This is a genomic window from Comamonas sp. C11, assembly GCF_024496285.1.
Lineage (GTDB): Bacteria > Pseudomonadota > Gammaproteobacteria > Burkholderiales > Burkholderiaceae_C > Comamonas > Comamonas testosteroni_F.
This window is the reverse complement of the sequence record NZ_CP101743.1, coordinates 3758753-3780839: the sequence shown is the minus strand read 5'-3', so window position 1 is coordinate 3780839 and position 22087 is coordinate 3758753. Positions and strand designations below refer to the sequence as shown.

The following is a 22087-nucleotide window of genomic DNA, read 5'->3' as shown; positions in this document are numbered from 1 at the left end:
CACGGTCCATCGCTTATCTTCGAGATAGGCATAGGACTGTGCGTATGACTAGGCATACAGAAACTATTGAGGTCATCACCCGAGACCAGCGCAGGCGTCGCTGGTCGGCTGTCGAGAAGGCGGCCTTGGTTCGCAAGACGTATGAACCGGGCATGAGCGTCTCGCTCGTGGCCCGCCAGGAGGGCGTCTCTGCCAGCCTGCTGTTCACTTGGCGGCGACTGGATCGCGAAGGTGCGCTGGTGGCCGTGAGCGCCGGTGAAGCGGTTGTGCCGGCTTCGGAGCTGGCCGCAGCTCGCGCCGAGATCGCCAAGCTGCAACGTGTGCTGGGCAAAAAGACCTTGGAGAACGAGATACTCAAGGAAGCCGTGGAGCTTGCCGCAGCAAAAAAGTGGATTGCGCGCTCGCCCTTATTGCCCGGGGACGACCAATGAAGTCGGTCTGCTCGGTGCTGGGCGTGGCGCGCTCGAATCTGCATGTGCGGCATCACCGCCCTGGCCACTGGCAGGACAACCGCAGAGGCCGCACCCCGGCCCAGGATGGGCCCTTGCTGGCTGACCTGCTGCGCCACATTGCCGAGTTGCCCAGCTATGGCTATCGCCGCGCCGGTGCGCTGCTCAATCGAGAGCGACGTTCGCAAGGTCAACAGGTGCTGAACCACAAGCGCATCTACCGGGTCATGGCGCGGCATCGACTGCTGTTGCCCAAGGCGCCCAAGCGACGGCATTCGAGCCGTGTTCACGATGGCCAGGTCAGTGTGCCGATGAGCAACATGCGCTGGTGCTCTGACGGCTTTGAGATCAAGTGCGATTCTGGCGAGACGGTCACAGCCACCTTCGCCAAGGACTGCTGCGACCGGGAGATCCTGGCCTGGCGAGCTTGGGAGGGCAAGGGACTTGCGGGAGAGCCTGTGCGCGACATGCTGGTGGAAGCCGTGGAGCGGCGCTTGGGCACGGTTGAAGCCGTGCCCCTGGAGCGTGAATTGGAGTTGCTCACCGACAACGGCATCGCCTACATCGCGCATGAGACGCGTGGCATTGCTAGATCGCTGGGCCTGAAGCCGATCAACACGCCCGTGTGTAGCCCGCAGAGCAACGGCATGGCCGAGAGCTTCGTCAACACCTTCAAGCGCGACTACATGAGCCGTATGGACCTGCGTGACGCGCCGACGGTGCTGGCGCAATTGCCGGGTGCGTTCGAGCACTTCAACGAAATCCACCCGCATTCGAGTTTGAAGATGATGTCGCCCAGGGAGTTCCGACGACGGCAGAATCACCCCGCCCATCAGGGCTAACTTAGCGACTGGACGGTGTCCGGAACTATGGGGGCAAGATCACTTACTTGCTTCTCGATAGCTACAAGCGCTTCCGAAAAAAGGGCTCCACTCTTGTTCAGCCAGTTGTCATAGGATTGGTTGGTCGGTATGCCTTGCCCCTCGCAATACGCAGAGCTATGCCTCGCAAGCTCAAGAATCTGGAGCTTTTGCACAGCCTCTGAAAACGACATGGCTTGCGCGGCACTAAAGAAGAACATCATCGATATCGCGAGAAAAAATGTTTTCATTTTTAACGACAGATTGAAGGATCAATGGCTCACCCGACCTCATGGAAAAGAGTGCTGACTAATGCAATCAAGGATTTTTGATGAGCGAAGTAATTGCCTTTCTGCTCTGGTGCTGTATCGATTTTGTACTGATATTTACTGGAAAGATCGTTGTCGCCATCGCGAGCTTCGGTCAATGGCGTGGAGAGAAGCTGCGCAGCAGTGAGCGACGTCTATATAGCGGCGCAGGAGCACTTTGGTTCAAGCGCGATGGGCAGCGAGTCATCACTGCCACAGGTTTGCTGTTTATCGGAGTGCTGTTCTATGTGTTACTTGCACTGATATCTTTTTGGTATTTTTCTAGAAAATGGGGCGTGTCCGAATTTTTGTGTAAACGGTTCGGACTTCAATTGACGGAGATGCGGTCTCCGAACTCAATGGTAAAGCGGGTCAGCGCAGCCTTCCAATCCCGGATGGGCATGGTCCACTTCTGGCTGATGTTGCGCAGGGCCAGGTAGAACAGCTTGGTCAGCGCCTCGTCGCTGGGGAACGAGCCCCGGTTCTTGGTCAGCTTCCTCAGGCCCATGTTCACCGACTCGATGGCATTGGTTGTGTAGATGACCTTGCGGATTTCCGGCGGGTAGTCAAAGAACGGGGTCAAGCGGCTCCAGTTCCTGCGCCAGGACTGGCCGATGGGCAGGTACTCGGTATCCCAGCGCTGCTCGAATTCACCGAGCATCAGCTCGGCCTCCTCGGCGGTGGCGGCCGTGTAGATACGGCGCAGGTCGGCAGCTACTTCTTTGCGGCGCTTCCATGAGACGTAGTTCAGGCTGTGGCGCACCATGTGAACGATGCACAGCTGCACCACCGCCTTGGGGAAGACGGCCTCGATGGCTTCCGGAAAACCTTTGAGCCCATCGACGCAGGCAATGAAGATGTCATGCACGCCCCGGTTGCGCAATTCGGTCACCACCTGCAGCCAGAACTTGGCACCCTCGGTCTGCGCCAGCCACAGGCCCAGCACCTCCTTCTCGCCCGTCATGGTGATGCCGATGGCCAGGTACACCGCCTTGACCCGCACAGCGCCCTCGCGCACCTTCACATGGATGCAGTCCAGATAGACGATAGGGTAGATTGCATCGAGCGGGCGGGCTTGCCAGGTCTTGACCTCATCGGCCACGGCGTCGGTCACCGAGGAAATCAGGCTGGGCGAGACCTCGGTGCCGTACATCTCCTCTAGGTGGCTCTGGATCTCGCGCACCGTCATGCCGCGGGCGTACAGGGAGATGATCTTGTCGTCGAAGCCGGCCCAGCGGGTCTGGTGCTTGGGGATCAGTTGGGGTTCGAAGGTGCCCTTGCGGTCGCGCGGCACCTCGATGGGCAGTTCGCCGAACTCGCACTTGAGCGTCTTCCTGCTCTTGCCGTTGCGAGTGTTGCCGCCGGTGTTGACCACCGGTTCGTGTCGGTCGTGGCCGAGGTGCTCGGTCAGTTCGGCGTCCAGCGCCTTTTCTACCAGCAGCTTGGTCAGCTGCTTGAGCAGGCCGTTCTCGCCGATCAGGTCTTCAGGTTTCTTGTAATCAGCCAGCAGTTTCGCCAGCAGTTCTTCAGGGACTTCGTGTTTCTTGGTTGTCATTGTGCTTACGGACATGCAGACTTGCGCCTGCGGTGGATTGTCCGTTTACACAAAATTCTGCACACCCTCAGAAAATGACTGATTGCAATGCATCTACAGGGACTTCCATAGTCCGGTCATGAAGAGATTGCCGATCAGGAGCACTTGTCGGCATCTGAGCAGGTAAATGCTGCGTTGATTTTCGGAAGCTGGCCGTGTCCTGTCGGTGCCATGCTCAAGATCACTCCGTTCAAGCCTTCAGGTATCGCGTACCGCTACAAAAGAAATCGTTCAAGTCAGAGGCAAAGCATGTGAAGACACTTGGCGGACTAGTCGTGCTCTGTCATGCCGTGTTTAGTTCAAGTGAGGTCGCACATGAACGCTTTGGTCATCGCTCTTGTCACTATCCTGCTTTTCGCGGGCATTACTTTCTCTCTGTATCGAACGCTCCAACATGAAGTAAATCAGCAAAGAATCGCACCTCTTCTTGCCAGCTTCATAGTGTGGTTTGCAGTGCTGTGCCTGCCGTGGTTACTTACTTTTCTCTGGGCGCTTATCGCGGCTTACATTTTTCGGAGTTTTACTGTTTTGCAAACCGCCGCATGGGATGTTGGCCTTGCCATATCGCTTTATTTCGGAATGTGTTTGTCGTATCCAGTCGGCGTATTGGCTGCAATCCTCATCACCTGGCGATTTTTCAGCCAGCCACCTCATCGGCCTTCCGAAAGTACAACCTGACCCCCGCGTCACGATACGGGACTGACCGCTATGGGTTGATCTGCGATTGGCACAGCCTGGTTAGAGGCTGATATTGAAAAAGCCATACCAAACGACTGCTTGCGCTCCGAAAGGCTCGACTTTGAGTCCGGTGCGCCACTTTGGTCCTAGACCTTCCCATGTGGTCTGGGGTCCGTGGCAGGGCTTCCCGATCCGGCCAACCGTAGCTGTATCAATTCCAGCAGTGCCCGGACACGCGCAGTCACGGAATGTCGATGGCTGTATGCCCCAAGCAACTGCAGGGGGGCAGGGCAGAGGTCCAGTGGCACTTCCTGCAATCGACCCGTTGCCAGGTCTTCCTGGCAGGGATAGGCTGCCACAATCGCGAAGCCGATGCCTTGCCGTGCACCTGCCACGGCCAGCTCTCCGCTGTTGACGCGGTAGCGGCTGCGGACCGGCACCTTGACGATTTGCCCTGCGGAGTCCTGAAACTGCCAGGGCTGGCCCTTCAGCGCGCTGAGGGTGGTGATGCAGGGCAGGGATTTCAGCTCACGCACATGGCGTGGCATACCGGTTCTAGCCAGCAGGGAGGGCGCGGCAACCACGATGCTGGGCAGTGTGGCGAGTTCGCGGGTGATGAAAGCACTGTCCTCCTGAAGGCCCCGGTGGAAGACGATGGAAAGGTCCATGTCTTCTCGAAGCACTTCCAGTCCGGTCATCCGGGTATCGCATTCGAGCTCGATCCCCGGATGGAGGCTGCAGAATTCTGCGAGGATGGGGGCCAGCAGCCTTGGTGCCTCGCCAGGCATGCAGATCCTCAGAGATCCACGCAGTTCGCGCTGCACCGCGCCAAGCTCCTCCTGCGTGGAGAGCAGAGTGTCGAGCAGGGGCTTGGCGCGCTCGTAGAGCAATCGACCGGCTTCCGTCATGCGCAGGTGGCGGGTGCTTCGCTCCAGCAGCCGCGTACCGAGTCTGCGCTCCAGTGACGCGACATGGCGGCTGACGTTGGACGAGGGCATCGCCAAAAGACGCGATGCGCCAGCAAAGCTTTGCTCATCAACAACCGCCGTATAGACGCGTACGCTATTCAGATCGAGTGCATCGCGCATTGATTATCCCGTTTGAGGTATGAAAATGTCCCAATTTTGCATGCTAGTTCTCTTTGGTGGCGGAATCTAAGATGCCCTTTTGCTTGATGCAACGCAGTAGGCCATGCATCAGGCGTCGTATGGACAGGAGAGATTCAGCGTGGAAATTGGAATACTTGGCGGTGGCATTGCGGGCTTGAGCGTGGCGCTGGCTTTGCGCAAGCAGGGTTACAACCCTCGGGTCTATGAGCGCCGAACGGAGCCGGCAACCATGGGGGCCGGCGTGACGCTTTGGCCCAATGCGAGCTTTGTGCTGGAAGAACTGGGGCTGCTGCAAGACATCGAAGCCATTGGCGGTCGGCCGCTGACAATGCGCCGCCAGGATGCCATGGGCAATGCATTGGGAGGCCTCGATATCGCCTTGCTGGACCGGACGATGGGATACCCGACCTATACGCTGCTGCGCAGGCACTTGCAGGAGGTGCTGCTGGATCACGCAGCCCGGGCAGGGATACCGGTGGAGTTCGGACACCGGGCGGTGGCCATTGAGCTGGATGCCAATGGCAGGGCCGTGGCCCATTTCGAGAACGGTGCGAGCATCCGCCCGGATCTGCTCATTGGCGCCGACGGTCGCATGGGGTCAGTGGCGCGCAAGTTCGTCGCGGGTGACAACACACCTGCCTATCAGGGCTTCGTGAACTGGATCGGCGTGGCGCAGGGGCAGCATGCGCTGGTGGGCGATATTGCGATTCAGGATTTCTGGGGGGCGGGCGAGCGCTTTGGTTGTGTGGCGATTCGGCCCCAACTGGTGTATTGGGCCGCGGCGCAGGCTCGGCCCCTGGCTGAAGCCATACCGGCCGCAGATATGCGCAAGGAGGTCGAAGATCTGTTCGCAGGATGGCCCGAACCGGTCGCGCATCTCATCCGTGCCACGCCCGCAGATGCTATCCGGCTGATTGCGGTGCATGACCTGGAGCCGCTGCATACATGGAGCAGGGCGAATGTGCTGCTGGTTGGGGATGCCGCACACGCGCCGTTGCCGACGTCTGGGCAGGGTGCCTGCCAGGCACTGGAAGATGCGTGGCATTTGGCCCGGTGCCTGGATGGTGCAAGCGACGGACTGGACGACGTCTTTCAGGCGTTTGCAAATATCCGTGCCTCGAAAACCGCTAGGCTGGCGGAACAGGGTCGGGTGTTCGCACGCGGGCTGTTCGCCACTGATCCTGAAACCTGCCGCATCCGCAATGAGCGAGCCAAGGCGTCCGATCCTATGCATGACGTGCAGGTCTTGGCAGCCGGATGGGGACAGGGCCTGCCAATGCCTGGCTGCCCCGACGGCACGCCGGCGCAGGAGGGAGGCATCGGCAGCCTGTACCGCATTGAATGATGTGCACTGGATTCCACGCGGATGGAAAGCCATGTCGCCAGTGACGAGAGTCGCGCGGCCGGCTGAGCTTTTCTAGACGCTGGATGTGCCTCGTCGGTTTTTATTCAGGCGCCTTTTTCTATGCATCCGGCTAGCGCGCATGTGTGCACCAGCCGGTAAGCGCCGCATAGCAGGCATGGTCGTTGACACTCGAACGACCGCAATGGGTTGATCTGCAACTGTCGCAGTCCGGCCAGGGGCTGTTGGTAGCTAACTCTGCGCATGCACCGCTGCTGTTACTTTCATGTCACACAGTACAAACGTCACGAAAAGTACTTATGTGTTGCTTAGAGTTTCGGCAGCGGATGCAAGAGAGCCACCGCCATTCCCTCTGATAAGTTCCGTTCGTATCTCGCCAATGAAAAATCATAAAACGTGCTCGCGTACTCTGGCAGTCGTGGTTGGCTCATTCCTAGCCTCTTCTTCCAGCCTGGCCCTGGCACAGTCTTCTATCACCATTTTTGGCGTAGTGGACGTCGGCATCACCAGTGCCAAGTCCGGCAGCAACAGGCTCAATGCTCTGAACTCCAGCCAAGGCAAGACCAGCCTGATCGGCTTTCGCGGCACGGAAGACCTCGGCGGCGGCAATCAGGCTCAGTTCTGGCTCGAAGGTGGCCTCAGCCCTGACACGGGTAGTGGCGGCAACAGCGGCTCTCTGGGTTTCGAGCGCCGTTCCACTATCGGACTGATCAACAATTCCTGGGGTGAAATCCGCCTGGGTCGCGACTACACCCCCAGCTACAACATCTTCACCGCGTTCGGGGGCCCCGACACCACCACCGGCGTGCAGGCCAACCTGTTCCAGACGATCCGCCAGACTGCGTATAACGCCGCCAGCCAAAGCGGCACGGTGGATCGCACGCGCATCAGCAACTCCGTGGGCTACTTCCTGCCGCGCAACCTGGGCGGTGTCTACGGCCAGTTCTCGGTTTCCTTTGGTGATGAAAACGCCTCCAACTCTGGCGCAAGCAAGGCCCGCAGATACATAGGCGGTAACCTGGGCTATCGCTCTGGCCCGCTGAACGTGGGTATCGGCTACGGCAAGATTGACGGCACTGCAGCCGTGACTTCGCCCGGCGCCATCGCCGCAACCAGCGACCTGGAAGACTTGGCGCTGGGCGCTTCATACAACTTCGGTAGTTTTGTGCTCAATGGCGGATACAACAGCCTGAAGTGGAAACCCGTCAGCGGCGCAACCTCCGGGAAGGTGGACGGCTTCTACATGGGCGCTTCCATTCCCGTGGGGTCCGGCAGCTTCCGCGTCAAGTACGCCAGCGCCAAGTTCAGCGGTAATGCCACGGCCCTCACGCGCAGCGGTGGCAAGACCGACAAGTATTCAATCGGATATGTCTACGACTTCTCCAAGCGCACTTCGATGTACGCCGGGATTGCGCGTGTCAACAACAAGAATGGCGCCAGCATTGGCTTGATCGGCGGCCCTGCAGGTGTCGCCAACACCGGGTCGACTGGTGTGGATATCGGCATCAGCCACTCGTTCTGAGCGGCACGACGCTTTTTCCCGCAAGGAAGTCTCCAAGGTCGAGCAGGCCATCGCCTCGCCGGGATTTTCTGGGGACTTCCATCTTCCTCTCAAGCCATACCTGCCATGCGCCACCTTACTTCTTCCTCCTGCCTGATGGCTGCGACCGCTGCCGTAGTTGCCTTGCTGGGCGCCTGCGCCGACACCCGCCCGCTCCAGGTCGCCAGCCCCGAGGCGGCCATGCAGACCACTGGCGTCGGCAGCATCAGCGCCGTCGTCACGCGTCAGGACGTGCAGTTCGACGACAAGTTCTATTTCCCCTACGAAGGCCACCATCCCGGCACCAAGGCCGATTTTCCCAAGGGTTTTCTGCCGGCCTATGGCTCGGGCCTGGCCTTGAAGGGCAGGCGCGCCGACGGCACGCTGGAGTTCTACGCCATCACCGATCGCGGCCCGAACGCCACCACTGGTCCTGTCACGCAGATCACCGACGGCTCCAACTCCACGGGCTTCGCCAGTTCGACGGTGTTTCCTTCGCCCGACTTCACGCCGTCCATCGGCGTGATCACTCTCGGCAAGGAGGGTGCCAGGCTCGTCTCGACCTTGCCGGTCAAGTTCGGCGCCGCGCAGAACGCCAATGGTCGTGTGCAGCCACGGGGCATCACAGGCAACACGGGCGAGCAAGTTCTGGACGACTCCTTCACCTATCCCGGCACAGCCAAGGGCTACAGTGAATTCGGCCTGGACACCGAATCCGTGGTGGTGGATGCAGCACGCAATGTGCTGTGGGTTTCCGACGAATACGGCCCCTTCATCTTGAAGATCGACCCGGCTACCGGCATCATCCTGAAGAAATACAAGCCCGGCACTGGGGCGGCCGATCTGCCTGCCATCCTTGCCAAACGCCGCGCCAACCGTGGCATGGAAGGGCTAAGCATCGATGTGGCCAGTGGCAAGCTGCACGGTTTCCTGCAAAGTCCGCTGAACGACGGCAAGGCCGCCTACACCACTGCTGCCGTTCCCGATGCGACCGGTAAATCGGAAAACGTGCGCGACTACGCCCGCTTTGTGCGCTGGGTGGAGTTTGACCCGACTATCGAGAAAGCCCGCTTGTTTGCATTGCCCGTGGACGGTAGCTGGTACAGCCAGGGCAAGACTGGCAACGCCAAGCTGGGTGATGTGGTCTCGCTGGGCAATGGGAAATTCATTGCCATTGAGCAAGGCATGGGCAAAGACAACAAAGTCTTTAACGATCTGGTGCTGATCGAGTTTCCTGCCAACGCTACCGACATCACCGAACTGGGCTCCGACCTGGAAAAGAGCAGCCTGACCGGAAAGCCGGTCAATGGCTCGGACTATTCCAAGGTAGTGGCGCTCAAGAAGACCCGGCTCTTCAACTTGAACGCCACCGGCTGGGTGGCCGAGAAGGCCGAGGGTTTGGCACTGGTCGATGACTACACGTTGGCGCTGACCAACGACACCGACTTCGGTGTCTCGCTGGCCGTGCTGGACGCAAGCGGCAAGGAGATCGAAGGCTCGGACGTCACCAAATGCATGGTGGATGCCGACGGCAAGATCGTGAACGATGGCAAGTGCGCCAAGGGCGCGGCGAGCCCGCGCTTCACCACCAATGACCTCAACGATAGTGCGCAGCGACTGCGGACCTTCAGGTTCAGCAAGAAGTTGAGCGAATACGGCGCTCTCTGAATGACAGCGGTTGCACAAGCCGCTGTCTGCTGTAGCCCTGGACGCCGTACTGGCGCCAGTCAGCCCGCTCGCAGGGAGGCAGTGTTGACGCGGTGCACAGCGACCTGCGCTGGTGCTCCAACGGTCTGGATATCCAGTGCGACCCGGGCCAGACCGTGACAGCCGCCACGCTTAAAATTGAGATGCGCATCAGATGTGCGAGCGCATGCCTAATTCGGGCGGCTACGGGGCTAACTGCTCCCGCAAGGTTGCCAATATTTCTTCAGAAAGCGCAGGGTTGCCTGCTGCCGTGGCACGCGCGAGAACCAAGGCACCAACCATGCTGCTGAGGGTCACGATAGTCTGGGTACGTTTGGCTGCATCATCGCCTTGGAGCACGCTCATAAAGCGCTGGATATTGCGTTCCACTCCCTGGGCAAAAACCTCAGACATCTCAGGCCCCGCTCTTGCTGCATCTGCTGCCAATGCCGCAGCGGGGCAGCCTTCTCCGGGGTGATCGCGATGCGTCGCAGAAAGATAGCCATGCACCAGCGCGCGGAGTCTGGTTGCAGGCGCGCCATCCACCTCCGAGGACTCCAATCCGTCTAGCGGCGTGATGGTCCACTCAAATGCACGCAGGCAGGCCTCGCGTGCGAGAGCATCCTTGGACTCGAAGTGCCGGTACAGCCCGCCATGTGTCAAGCCCGCATCGCGTGTGATCTCTGCCACGCCCACGCCATCCAGGCCCTTTTCTCGATAAAGGCGCGCAGCGGCATCCACGATTCCTTCGCGGTTCTCGGCGGCCTGTGCTTTGCTCACTTTCATACGTTAGATGATACTCATCATCAAAACTCATTTATGATTGCGATCATCATCAATAAAATTGGGCTCAGATCCTGGGTTCAATAGCGGAAGGTGCAGCATGGGTCGTCGGGTAGTCATCACCGGTTTGGGCTTGGTCTCTCCTCTAGGGTGCAATGTAGAGCTGGCCTGGCAACGCCTGCTGGCCGGCCAGTCCGGGGTACGCGCCTTGAGCGCCGCAGTGGGTGAAGGCACAGGCGTCTCCATCGCCGGACGGGTGCCTGGCCTGGAGGAAGATCCGCAAGCCGGGTGGAGCCCCGAAGCCGTGATCTCGGCCAAGGAGCTACGCCGCATGGATCGCTTCATCGCGTTTGCATTGGGGGCGGCAGACCAGGCTCTGGCACACGCGCAATGGGCTCATCCAGGCGTCGAGCAACAGGAGCGCGCGGCAACGGTCATCGGCTCCGGCGTGGGCGGTTTCAGCACCATTGTTGAAGCGGTGCGAACCACGGATGGCAAAGGGCCGCAGCGCTTGTCGCCTTTCACCGTACCTGCCTTCCTGGCCAATCTGGCTTCGGGACAGGTGTCGATCAGGCACCAGCTCAAGGGCCCGCTGGGTGCTCCGGTGACGGCTTGTGCTGCCAGCATACAGGCCATTGGCGATGCGGCGCGTCTGATTCGCAATGACGAAGCGGACATGGCGCTCTGCGGTGGCAGCGAAGCCACGATTGACCGAGTTGCGCTCGGCAGCTTTGCTGCGGCAAAAGCAGTGACCACTTTCTGCGGCGGCGATCCCGCGAAGGCTTCCCGACCTTTCGATCAGGCACGGGACGGTTTTGTCATGGCCGAAGGTGCTGGCCTGCTGGTGCTGGAGGCACTGGATCATGCATTGGCGCGCGGCGCCAGGCCACTGGCCGAGGTCGTGGGCTATGGCACCTCTGCCGATGCATACCATGTCACCTCAGGTCCCGAGGATGGATCAGGCGCAGCGCGATCGATGCGCGCCGCGTTGCGACAGGCACAGTTGCACGCTCGTGATGTTCAACACCTGAATGCTCACGCAACCTCCACTCCCGTGGGTGACCGGGGAGAGCTGGCAGCCATTCGTCAAGTGTTTGGAGCAGGCTCCGGCCCCTCCATCACGGCTACCAAATCAGCCGTGGGTCACATGCTGGGAGCTGCAGGCGGAGCTGCTGCGATCTTCACAGTATTGGCCCTGCGCGACCAGATCGCGCCACCCGTGCTCAACCTGGAGCAGCCAGACCCTTTGGCGGACGGCCTGGACCTGATCGCCGGGAGTGCGCGTGCTCATGCAATAGAGCACGCCATGCTCAACGGATTTGGTTTCGGCGGTGTAAATGCGTCGTTGATCCTGAAGCGATTTATCGCCTGAGCCATACCTTTATCAGAGGCCTCATCAGGCCATATCGCACATGCGGCTCTTGGTAGATTCTGCAGGCTTCTCACCCGAACGAATGCCAATGGCCGGTAGTGCGGGTTCTATAGAAGCCTGCGTCAGCAGACGTTCGATGCACGTAGCAAGTCGTCTTAAGACTGCTTCAGAGGCTCTGGCGAAATAGAGCTTTCGTTCACAAGCCGACGTTCGGGATGAAGGCAGAGTAGATCACGGTCATGTTGTCACCATAGCCAAAAGAACTGCGATCAACAGTCCCAAATAGACCTTCGCGTGAACTCGATCTGGAATGCGCCCGATCCAAAGCGATGCTGCACGGATACCAATCCAGGAAGCGGCCACGAGCACAGCAGCAGCTCGTATGTCGATATAGCCGAGGTGCCACTCGCCAAGAGGTAACGGAGATTGAGTGGACAGGACGATGTAAGTCCCTGTTCCTGCCAGTGCGACCGGCAGTGATAGCGGATTCGCCATGGCGGTAGCTCGTGTCATTTCGATTCCACGGCGGCGCATCAGGGGAACGGTCATCACGCTGCCGCCGACCCCCAGCAATGCAGCAACCCACCCGATCACCAGGCCGGACAGTGCATTCGCCAGCGGCCCAGGGCGGTGCTGCTTTGCTGCGGGCTGAGCAAGAAACCCAGGTCTCAACCAGCAGTCCAGAATGGTCAGCACCATATAGGCCGCAAAGACCCAACGCAGCCATTCGCTTTGGACAACGGTTGCCGCAAGTGCGCCAAGTGCGGCCCCCGCGCCAATCGGTCCCAGCAAAGGCCTGACATTCGTCCAATCCACTGTTCCTGCGCGTTGGTGACGCCAAGTTGCCAGAAGCGCACCAAAGACCATCACGCAGGTGGATGTTGCAACGGCAATCTGCATGGCCGACTGCCCCACTGCGCTGTCTGGGGCATTCGATGTAGACAACAAGCGGTACAGCAGTGGAACCACCACGAATCCGCCACCAAAACCAAAGAGAACGGTAGTGACGCCCGTCACACATCCACAGACCGCCAACAACAAATACAAGGACACGGAAAACTCCATTGATGCAGGAGTCGTCACAGTAGATGGCACTGGAGTGGCGCGCTTTCGATGTTTGGTCAACAATATTTGCATTTCGGCCATTCGCTTCTTGCAGTCTCGCTGTGCGCAATCAATCACTGAACTCCCTCGATGCCACGCCTCGCGCCGTTGTGGCCATTGGCACCGACTACGCGCCTGGCACCGTTCTGGATACTCACAGCCACCGCCGAGCACAGTTCCTCTATGGTGCGACCGGATTGATGGAGGTCGGTACTGACGATGGCGCCTGGGTGATCCCTCCCCACTGTGGCGTGTGGATTCCAGCAGGCAAGCCGCACAAGGTGAAGATGGTGGGAGTCAACACTCGAAGCCTGTACATTGAGCCTGACGAGGTACCACGGAGCCAATCGCATTGCGAGGTGCTGGCCGTGTCCCCGCTGCTACGGCAACTGCTTGTCGAAGCCATCGACTTGCCGGCGCTGTATGACGAGTGCGGTCGCGATGGCGTGCTGATGTCGCTTTTGCTGTTGGAGGTCGGCCGCGCTGAAGCACTGCCGTTCTTTGCGCCGCTACCGCGAGATGAACGGCTGGCGACGCTATGCATTGCTTTCCTTCACCAGCCCGACGTGCGCTTGTCGCCACTGGCCTGGGCGCAGCAGCTGCACCAGAGTGAACGCACCTTCAGCCGGTTCTTTCGCTCGCAAACCGGAATATCGTTTTCAGAGTGGAGAAGCCAGGTGTGTCTTCTTTTTGCAATGTCCAAACTGGGGACCGGTGATTCGGTGACATCAGTGGCGCTTCAACTGGGCTATGACAGTCCGGGTGCCTTCTCCACGATGTTTCGCAAGAGGCTCGGGAGTAAGCCGTCAAACTTCATGGCGACAGAGCGGTAATCTGCGTTGATGGCCACGTAGTTCATTCACTACCGACTAGTGAACGTCTGCCTTCAGGAGCCGGTTTTTCAGATCAGTCCAACTTCGTACTTTGCTCTTCTTTGGAGGCACAGCCATCAAGCCGCTGCGCTCTGTACACGCCTCCAGCGTGGATGTGCTCTGTTTGGATCGAGGCATGCAACGGTCTTTTCTTTGATCGTCCACGCAATACCAACGTGTGGTGCGCAGAGGCTGAAAGTTGTGTAGCGACCAGTGGCAGGCTGGGTAAATAAAGGGGCAGAGCGGCTGCTGACATTGGCACCTTGGGAAGCAGTTGAAGCGACACCAGCCTGGCTCCAAGTCTCTGTCGGTTGGCAGTGATCGGCCACTAGCAGCCGCCACCGCAGGTTTCCGAACGGCGGCTTGAGGCGTTTGCTGTCGGTGCTCATCAGGTATGCCAGTCGACATTGAGCCGAACAGGGGTCACGACCGATCAGTACCTGCAGCTCGCATCACATCGGATACGTTTATTGAGAATAAGTCGCATTAGCAACTTATAATTTTTGCCGTGTAGTTGATCGCAACTCTTTGCGCCTGGGCTCCAGGGCTGTCTTATCGCCGCGCACGTTCGACCTCACTCATGGCTACTGGCTTTTTGGATCGTGCTGACCCGCTACTACAGAGACCTGTTGAATTTCTGCATGCGCAAAGTGAGAGACCGCGATACTGCGGCTGACTTGGCGCAGGAAAGCTATGCCCGTGTGCTTTCCATGCAGCAGAAGGGGCAGGTCATTCTTGAGCCGGGTGCATTGCTGAGGCAGGTGGCCTTGCGCGCCAAAATCGATATGGATAGACGGGCTGAGGTGCGCCAGCATCAAAGTATCGATTCATTGGAGGAGCTGGATCAGCCTGCGAGTCCTCTGCATCTGCAGCCCGAGCATGCCTATGCATCGTCTCAGAGCATTCAAGCGTATCTTGACACTATCGAGGGGCTGCCGCCTCGGTGTCGTGATGCCTTCTGCATGTACATCTTCGATGAGTTGCCCAACAAGGAAATTGCAGAGCGGATGGGGGTGTCGCTGAGCATGGTGAATCAGTACATCAGCCGCGGAAAACTTGCTTGTGCTGCGCGCAGAATGGAACTTGATAATGTCGAGTGATCGCAAATTCGCGTGCGTTTTGCGTAGCTGTTTCGCCGAGGGTGAATTTTTGCCCCGCCCCGCGCATCCGTATCCCTAAGATGAGTCACTCTTTTGCATCCCAGCGCAATGTGCCAGCCTCCTTTGACGAGGCTGCGGAAGCGCGCGAGCTTGCGGATTTTTTCAGTCGACAGAATCCGGTGGATGTGGCGGCCGTCGAATGGCACTCGCGCTGGGAGCAAGGTTTGAGCGAGAGCGAGCATGAAGCCCTGCGTCAGTGGTTGGCTGAGGATGCTGCACATGACGCGGCATTTCGTCCTCTGACGCAAGACATGGCACTGCTGCGTTCTGCTCCTGCCGACATGGTTGCAAAAGCGCGTTCCTCGTTCAAGCGCGAAGCCATTGCCAGTGGTGGATCTTCTGCGCAGTCTTGCGGGGAGCCCGTGAAGCCGAAGGCGATGGAGGGACGGGCGCGCGCAGGCGCTCTGTTGAACTGGATGCAGCCGCGCTCTGCCTTGGTCGCTGCCTGTTGTGCTGCGGTCTTTGCGGCAGGGATTGGATGGCATCAATGGATGCTGCAGCCGACATTCGAGAGCAGCTATGTTGCGCAGAAGGGGCAGCAAAGGCTCGTCATCTTGCCAGATGGCACCGAGCTCGCCATGGACACTGACACCCAGGCTCAGGTCACCATGTACCGCGACCGCCGAGAAGTGCGGATTGCGGATGGACAAATCATGTTCTCTGTTGCCGCCGATCCCAAGAAACCATTTCATGTTCTCGCAGGGCCTGCGCGTGTCACGGTACTCGGGACACGATTTTCCGTTCGCTATCGCAACCAGGGGGCCGATGCCGGGGCTGTCAATGTTTCGGTGGAGAAGGGCCATGTACGGGTCGCCAACTCCTACAGCACCGCCAGCGCGAAGGCTGATCTGCCTGTCGATTTGCTGGCAGGACAAGGCCTGAGGGTGTCATCCGGTGGGATGCTAGGCCAGGTAGCCAGCGTTTTTCCCGGCAGTGTCGCCCTATGGCGCAAGGGCTTGGTGCGTTTTGATAACACCTCACTGGCTGATGCATTGCTGGAGCTGGAACGCTATGGCCCTACGGGCCTGGAGATCCGCGACCCGGCGGTTGCCGCTCTGACCATCGGCGGCAGCTACCCGATTGATAGACCTGGGGAGTTTGCGCGCATGCTGACCCAGATCCTGCCTGTGAAGCTGGTCAGCATGTCATCGGGGAAGACTGAAATCGTCAGTGCGCATTGAGCACTTCATGCTCAATGCGGCCATTTCGAATTTTTTCGGACTAGGGGTGTATTTCTGGTGATCTGATGCGTCTTAAAGAGTAGTGAGTTTCATTTTCATTCATTACTCGACGTTCGGAATCCCTCTCCATGCGCTTCACGCAGCCTCATTTCCAGCCCGCTCCTCTTGCTTTGGCCGCAGCCCTGGCAGTCCTCTCCCCGATGATTGCGCAGGCGCAACCCGCTGCTGATAGTGCAAAAAGCATCAGTTTCTCGATCACCTCCCAGCCATTGGGGAGCGCACTCAATGAGCTGGCAGCAGCCTCTGGCACCTCGATCGGGTTTGCTCCCGCGTTGTTTGCCGGCAAGACAGCGCGCCCCGTCCATGGAGCACTCACGCTGAAGCAGGCTGTGGAGCAGATGCTGGCTGGAAGCGGTTTGGTCGCCGTGACTCAAGGGGGTGGCCTGATCATCAAGGCCGTCGTGTCAAACGATGATTCCGCATCGCTGGCCACAGTCACGGTGACTGCACAGCTTGAGAGGGACGGCGTTACCGAGGGCACGGGCAGCTACACCCAGACGGGTCCCAGCCGGACGGCAACGGGTCTGAATCTCTCGCTACGCGAGACACCTCAATCCGTGACCGTCATGACGCGTCAGCGCATGGATGACTTCAAGCTGGAGACGCTGACCGATGTGATGGAACAGACACCCGGCATTGCCGTCTACAGGCAGAACAATGCCACTGACTTTCAAGCGCGTGGGGCAAAGGTAAACCTGCAGACCGATGGCATGGCGCAGCTGAGCAGTGGCTGGTACTACCTTACCAGCACCATGTTTTCACTCGACGATATGGCCGAGATCGACCGGATCGAGGTCCTCAAGGGTTCATCCGGTCTGGTTGTCGGCAAGGGCGACTATGGCGCCACGGTGAACATGATCCGTAAACGCCCGACCCGTGAATTTCAGGCCAGTGTGCGTGCCAATGTGGGAAGCTGGGACACGTATCGAACACAGGCCGATGTGAGCGGTCCACTGAACGAGGCGGGTACGGTACGGGGGCGTCTGGTCGCTTCTGCGATGGACGCAGGGGGATTCCGCGATCATGAAAAGAGCAGCAGCAAGATGCTGTTCGGGGCACTCGAAGCGGACATCACTCCCGGCACGGTCCTCAACCTAGGTATGACTTATCGCGAACGCGATGCACAAGGCATCGGCACTACGCAGCCGATCCAGCGCTACACGCGGACAGGTGGTGAGGTGGCGTGGATGCCGCGCTCTTTCAACACCGGTGCCCCCTGGGGCGGATATTCCCAGAAAGGTCTCAATCTCTTCGGCAGTCTTGAGCAACGTCTGGTGGATGACTGGACAGCCACGCTCAAGTTTTCACATCAGAACGTATCCATGGACGATATGAAGGCTGGCTACTTCTACGACCAGGACCGCGCAAGCTTCGGCCGGTGGCGCAACATGGAAACCGATAACTGGAGCATCAATCTGGATGTGAAGGGGTCATTCGAGCTGTTGGGCCGCTCGCATGAAATTCTGGCCGGCGCAGGCGTATCGCGCTTTCACAGCAATGTGCAACTGCCGCTGAATGCATTGAATCTGGTGCCGCTCGGCAATCTCGGTATCAACATGGCACAGGGTGGGGCGGTGCTGCCTCAGCCCGATTTCAGTGTCTTGAACTACGGCAACAACAAATTCAGTCAGAAGCAGCGTTATGCCTATGCTGCAGGGCGCTTCCGGGTGGCTGATCCTCTGCAGTTGATCACGGGGTTGCGCGTTACACGGTTTGAAGAGCGTGACATCACACCCTACTGGTGGAACTATGACATGAAGGAAAACGGCGTGATCACCCCATATGCCGGGTTGGTCTACGAGGTGCAGCCGAACGTGTCGTTGTACGCAAGCTATGCCAACATTTTCCAGCCGCAGACGGCTCAGGATGCGCGGGGTGCAACGCTGGCACCGGAGAAGGGCAACACTTATGAGGTCGGCGCCAAGGCCGAGTTTTTCGACAAGCGCTTGAATGCCAGCATCGCTCACTTCTGGATGAAGACGGAAAACACCGCAGAGGAAAGTGGTGATCTCACTCCTGCGGGCAACACGGCCTACCGTGCGGTCTCGTCTGCAACGCGGCGTGGCTGGGAACTGGAGTTGGCGGGCGAACTCGCGCGCGGATGGCAAGCGCAGGGCAGTCTGGTGCAGCACAGCAGCTCGCTCACCAGCGCCAGTCAATATCCGAAGTACCAGTTCAAGCTAGGCACGACCTATCGCTTTGTTCAAGGCTCGTTGCGGGGACTTACTGTGGGTGCGGCCACACGCTGGCAGGGCAAGACCTCGATGAGCAATAGCGCTGCCACTTTGTCGCAGGGGGGTTATGCGGTGCTAGATCTGATGGCGCGCTATCAGGTCGATAGGCACCTGTCGTTCAGCCTGAACGTGAACAATGCACTGGACAAGAAGTACATGGCCGGGCTCACCAACTTTACCGCGGCAGGCTTGTTCTACACCTGGGGTGCTCCGCGCAGCGTCAATGTCGGAATGCGTTATGACTTCTGAATGCCTATATTCAAAGTTGAATGTTGGTACTTCGCTGCCTTGGGACTCGCAATGGTGGACCTCCACTGATTATGGGTAAGGCGGATAGAAACCCCGCGCTGACAGGCAACAAGCTTGCCCAGCCTTTGTTATGTGCTGTTCGACGCAGGGCCTGGACTGCAGGCCCTGCGTCGAACAGGAAGAAATCCAAAAGGCGCCAAGACTCCGAGCGCATTGGATACAACCTTGAAGATGAGGATCGCCGAGTGCAATTGTTTCCTGTATTTCATCGAATGGCTTTGTGCCTGCTAGTCAGTGGCCTGTGGTGCTCACAGGCGCAAGCGGAGTATCTCTGGGTACAGCCCGATGGGATGGAGGTCCGAGCCTACGTAGGAGAGTTGCACAGACCTTTAGACAAGTTGCCTGGATTGCTGGAGCCCAAGGCAATGCAAGCTGATGGCAAATCATTGCCAATTCAGACTGCGGTCAACCATATTGCTGCTCCCAAGCCCTTCAGCGATCTGCGCTTCTCCGCAACCGGGTTCAATGATGGAGTTCTTACCTACTATCAAGCTCGCTACGGTCGCCAGGACATTCAGGCTAGAAACGACTTGGAGCTGGTTCCGACCCACCCTGACGGAAACACCTTTCGATTGATATTCAAGGGACGAGCTGTTGCTGCGAGTCAAGTGAATATCGAAACGGGGGAAGGGTGGCGCCGTTCACTGACCCCGTCAAAGGACGGTACGGTTAGCTTCACGCCGTCTTTCCCTGGCCTGTATGTGCTTGAGGTATCGGCTCGTGTCAATGATGCAGTGGTTACTGTGGGCGGTAAAAAATATAACGATGTACGCTATACCGCGACGCTCAGTTTTACTGTCCCTCAGCAAGAGGGGAGGTGAGCTGTCTGGCGCTGGAAGCGCACCGCAATCGACTCTGTTGACGAGTATGAGCCAGTCATCGCGATAATTGAGGTGAAAGACAGCCAGGAGCAGTCCTTGAAGGCCTTCTCTCTGGTGAGTGCGTGGTGGGTTGAGACAGTTCATATCAGAGACACCAACGGCTGCTGCATTGCATTGCAGACTTGCGTGTAGAAGTCGGGACTTGTTCTGACAGCGGGCGTTGACGCCTTCAAGGAAAAGGCCGAGAGACTTGAGATCTCAAGGCCTTTTTGCGCTGGTGTTTATGTAGAGCGCAGGTTTCAGTGCCGCACCACTTGCTGGCCATGCAAATCGCTCAACACTTGCCGGATATAGCGACCTGCGGCTTGAACCCTGGACATATCTACACCGGTTTCATAGCCCATGGCATGCAAGGCATGGACCAGCTTTTCGGTGGCCAGATTGCCTGAGGCTCCCTGGGCATAGGGGCAGCCGCCCAGGCCCGCCACAGAGCTGTCGAAAATGCGCAGTCCCATCTCCAGCGAAGTGCAGACATTGGCTTCCGCCATACCATAGGTATCGTGAAAATGGCCTGCCAGGCGCGCGCCGGGAAGGTCCCTGAGGCAGACTTCCAGCAGCTTGCGTGTGGACTTGGGCGAACCGCGGCCAATCGTATCGCCCAGAGAAATCTCATGGCACCCCATGGCCAGAAGCTCTTGCGCAACCTGCAAGACTGCCTCTGCAGCAACATCGCCCTCATAGGGACAGCCCAACACGCAGGACACATAGCCACGCACGGGGACTCCTGCCTCCAGCGCCTTCTGCACCACAGGTCTGAAGCGATCCAGACTCTGCGCAATGCTGCAATTGATATTGCGTTGCGAGAAGGTTTCCGAAGCCGCACCAAAGACCGCCACCTCGTCACAGCGAGCAGTCAGAGCAGCTTCCAGTCCTTGCAGATTGGGCGTCAATGCGCTGTAGCGAACTCCAGGGCTACGTTCGATCAAGGCCATCACTTCGGCGCTGCCGGCCATTTGCGGCACCCATCTGGGCGACACAAACGACGCTGCCTCGATAAAGCGCAGGCCTGCGCTGCTGAGCTGGTTGATCAGCTCGATCTTGGCATTCAATGGTACAGGCAGCTTTTCGTTTTGCAGGCCGTCGCGTGGCCCGACTTCCACGATCTTGACCTGGCGCTCTGATGCATTCGACATTGCTGTCCTCGCTTTCAGAACAGCTTGAGCAGAGCAGGAACGCTGAGCACGGCTGTGTAATAGCCCATGAACTGCACGCCGGTATTGAAGCCGAAGGTACGGGAGAGCAAGCCACCCATGAGGCCCATGGTCAAGATTACCAGCAGACCCAGCAGGCCGCCTTCCCAGACGCTGATCACGATGATCAGGCCGACAAAGGTGGCAATGATGGCTTCGTGGCTGACTTTGCGCGAGACAAACATTGCAGCACGGCGCGCGTAGTTCATCGCAAACGGATAGGACACCACTGCGGCAAGCAACACAGACAACAAGCCGTAGCCCAGAAACTCCCAGTGGCTCAGCAGGTTGTGCAGATTGTGGGTCTGGCCCGTAGCCGCATCCACCGTGAAGCGTGGAGGTGCATTGAACAACGGTGCGGCAGGGCCGGCAGCCACAGGACTCAGGGGCAAACCGAAGGCGATCAGCGGGATCAGCGCTTCAGCAATGTAGGTGGCTTCCGTCACGCCGTTCCGAGCGCTGAGCACCGTGGTCAGGCGGTGATAGGCGTGTTTGATGCGAGAGCCCACCAACTCGCCCAGCACCACGGTCATGGCCACAGGGCTGAATACAAAAGTTGCGCTGGAAATGGCGGCAGTCGTCAACGTCCAACGGGTCTGGGTTCGATCCAGAACCTTGAGAGGGTTGGGGAAATATCCCGACCAACCCTTGACATCAGGAGCCAGGTTGAACTGGCGAACCTTGTCGCGCAACATGCTCTTGCGGCCTGCGGGCGCCATGACGGTAAAGAGATCGGCGACCAGAGGTCCAATGGCGATTCCCAGGAAGTAGCTGATGCTGAGCTTGGTGTCGTACTTGGCCGTCAGTGCCTGAAGAGCCAGAATCACCATCACAAAGGGCACGAGCAAAGCAATTGCACCCCAGCGGCCTTTGGAGAAATAAGCAATCAGCACGGCTGCGGCCAGAAAAATCCAGGGTGCAGTCTTGGTAGTGGTTGAGCCGAACGGCGCCAGCATCACGGCAAACAGCACCGCCAGCGGCACGGCGACAAAGGCCGCGACGATGGCTCCCGAGACCATTTTGCGCAAGGCAATATGCGGCACGCCAAGTTTGCGCAGCAAGTCTGCATCCTGCAGCAAAGGCGTGGCGAGTGTATCTCCGGGAATGCCCAGCAGCGCTGTCGGAACGGCATGGGTCATGTGCTTGGCAACGGCACCAGCCAGAAAGAAGGTAAAGACGCCTGCCGGCGGAACGCCGAGCAACACGACAAGCAGGGTGAGTGGTGCCAGTGTCGTGGTTTCGTCGGTGCCGGAAACCAGTCCGATTGCAGCAAAGACGATGGCGCCGATCAGGCCCATGCCCGCGGCGATGCCGATTTGTTCAATGAGTTGAGGATCCATGCCGTGTACTCCTT

General features: G+C 58.8%; 17 protein-coding genes. 11 read left to right on the top strand and 6 right to left on the bottom strand.

Annotated elements, in window-relative coordinates; translation table 11 throughout:
- Window positions 1–44: 44 nt before the first annotated feature.
- Window positions 45–1291, top strand: a protein-coding gene (locus tag NOX35_RS17275) for an IS3 family transposase (protein WP_256494147.1) whose coding sequence is annotated in 2 segments (ribosomal slippage) — window positions 45–375 and window positions 375–1291 — 1248 coding nt in all. Because the reading frame shifts where the segments join, the coding sequence is not laid out codon by codon here.
- A 654-nt stretch (window positions 1292–1945) separates the two neighbouring features.
- On the opposite strand, the gene NOX35_RS17270 is transcribed toward NOX35_RS17275, so the two are convergent.
- Window positions 1946–3172 carry an IS256 family transposase gene (locus NOX35_RS17270; protein ID WP_256493548.1) on the bottom strand — a complete coding sequence of 409 codons (1227 nt, stop codon included), beginning with the start codon at window positions 3170–3172 and terminating at the stop codon, window positions 1946–1948.
- A gap of 354 nt (window positions 3173–3526) precedes the next feature.
- Here NOX35_RS17270 and NOX35_RS17265 point away from each other — a divergent pair, with 354 nt between their 5' ends.
- Window positions 3527–3889 carry a hypothetical protein gene (locus NOX35_RS17265; RefSeq protein WP_256494146.1) on the top strand — a complete coding sequence of 121 codons (363 nt, stop codon included), beginning with the start codon at window positions 3527–3529 and terminating at the stop codon, window positions 3887–3889.
- 146 nt (window positions 3890–4035) lie between these two features.
- Here the strand turns inward: NOX35_RS17265 and NOX35_RS17260 are convergent, their stop codons facing one another.
- A complete protein-coding gene (locus NOX35_RS17260; RefSeq protein ID WP_256494145.1) occupies window positions 4036–4977 on the bottom strand; it encodes a LysR family transcriptional regulator in 942 nt (313 codons plus the stop codon).
- Between the two features lie 139 nt (window positions 4978–5116).
- On the opposite strand from NOX35_RS17260, the gene NOX35_RS17255 reads away from it, so the two are divergent.
- The 3 genes from NOX35_RS17255 to NOX35_RS17245 all read left to right on the top strand — a co-directional run bounded on the left by NOX35_RS17255 (window position 5117) and on the right by NOX35_RS17245 (window position 9569).
- Entirely contained in the window at window positions 5117–6343 is a 1227-nt protein-coding gene (locus NOX35_RS17255; protein WP_256494144.1) for an FAD-dependent monooxygenase, read from the top strand.
- 397 nt (window positions 6344–6740) lie between these two features.
- A complete protein-coding gene (locus tag NOX35_RS17250; protein ID WP_342760594.1) occupies window positions 6741–7883 on the top strand; it encodes a porin in 1143 nt (380 codons plus the stop codon).
- Window positions 7884–7988: 105 nt separating this feature from the next.
- Window positions 7989–9569: an esterase-like activity of phytase family protein gene (locus NOX35_RS17245; protein WP_256494142.1), complete on the top strand. Its 1581-nt coding sequence runs from the start codon at window positions 7989–7991 to the stop codon at window positions 9567–9569.
- A gap of 222 nt (window positions 9570–9791) precedes the next feature.
- On the opposite strand, the gene NOX35_RS17240 is transcribed toward NOX35_RS17245, so the two are convergent.
- Window positions 9792–10373, bottom strand: coding sequence for a TetR/AcrR family transcriptional regulator (locus NOX35_RS17240; protein ID WP_256494140.1), 582 nt, complete (start codon window positions 10371–10373; stop codon window positions 9792–9794).
- Window positions 10374–10470: 97 nt separating this feature from the next.
- On the opposite strand from NOX35_RS17240, the gene fabF reads away from it, so the two are divergent.
- Window positions 10471–11742 carry a beta-ketoacyl-ACP synthase II gene (gene fabF, locus NOX35_RS17235; protein WP_182283428.1) on the top strand — a complete coding sequence of 424 codons (1272 nt, stop codon included), beginning with the start codon at window positions 10471–10473 and terminating at the stop codon, window positions 11740–11742.
- A 237-nt stretch (window positions 11743–11979) separates the two neighbouring features.
- Here fabF and NOX35_RS17230 read toward each other — a convergent pair whose 3' ends face one another.
- Window positions 11980–12888, bottom strand: coding sequence for a sulfite exporter TauE/SafE family protein (locus tag NOX35_RS17230; protein WP_182283427.1), 909 nt, complete (start codon window positions 12886–12888; stop codon window positions 11980–11982).
- A 20-nt stretch (window positions 12889–12908) separates the two neighbouring features.
- On the opposite strand from NOX35_RS17230, the gene NOX35_RS17225 reads away from it, so the two are divergent.
- The 5 genes from NOX35_RS17225 (at window position 12909) to NOX35_RS17205 (ending at window position 19483) form a co-directional block, all read left to right on the top strand.
- Window positions 12909–13679 carry a helix-turn-helix domain-containing protein gene (locus NOX35_RS17225; RefSeq protein ID WP_182283426.1) on the top strand — a complete coding sequence of 257 codons (771 nt, stop codon included), beginning with the start codon at window positions 12909–12911 and terminating at the stop codon, window positions 13677–13679.
- A 641-nt stretch (window positions 13680–14320) separates the two neighbouring features.
- Entirely contained in the window at window positions 14321–14818 is a 498-nt protein-coding gene (locus tag NOX35_RS17220; protein ID WP_034362310.1) for an RNA polymerase sigma factor, read from the top strand.
- Between the two features lie 80 nt (window positions 14819–14898).
- The gene (locus NOX35_RS17215; RefSeq protein ID WP_256494137.1) at window positions 14899–16059 is read left to right on the top strand and encodes a FecR family protein; all 1161 of its coding nucleotides are present in this window, start codon (window positions 14899–14901) and stop codon (window positions 16057–16059) included.
- Window positions 16060–16187: 128 nt separating this feature from the next.
- Window positions 16188–18602 carry a TonB-dependent receptor gene (locus NOX35_RS17210; RefSeq protein ID WP_256494135.1) on the top strand — a complete coding sequence of 805 codons (2415 nt, stop codon included), beginning with the start codon at window positions 16188–16190 and terminating at the stop codon, window positions 18600–18602.
- A gap of 425 nt (window positions 18603–19027) precedes the next feature.
- Window positions 19028–19483 carry a DUF4198 domain-containing protein gene (locus NOX35_RS17205; RefSeq protein ID WP_256494134.1) on the top strand — a complete coding sequence of 152 codons (456 nt, stop codon included), beginning with the start codon at window positions 19028–19030 and terminating at the stop codon, window positions 19481–19483.
- A gap of 299 nt (window positions 19484–19782) precedes the next feature.
- Here NOX35_RS17205 and NOX35_RS17200 read toward each other — a convergent pair whose 3' ends face one another.
- The gene (locus NOX35_RS17200) at window positions 19783–20676 is read right to left on the bottom strand and encodes a hydroxymethylglutaryl-CoA lyase (protein ID WP_256494132.1); all 894 of its coding nucleotides are present in this window, start codon (window positions 20674–20676) and stop codon (window positions 19783–19785) included.
- Window positions 20677–20690: 14 nt separating this feature from the next.
- On the bottom strand, window positions 20691–22073 hold the full coding sequence (locus tag NOX35_RS17195) for a tripartite tricarboxylate transporter permease (RefSeq protein ID WP_256494131.1): 1383 nt from the start codon (window positions 22071–22073) through the stop codon (window positions 20691–20693).
- Between the last annotated feature and the right edge of the window lie 14 nt (window positions 22074–22087).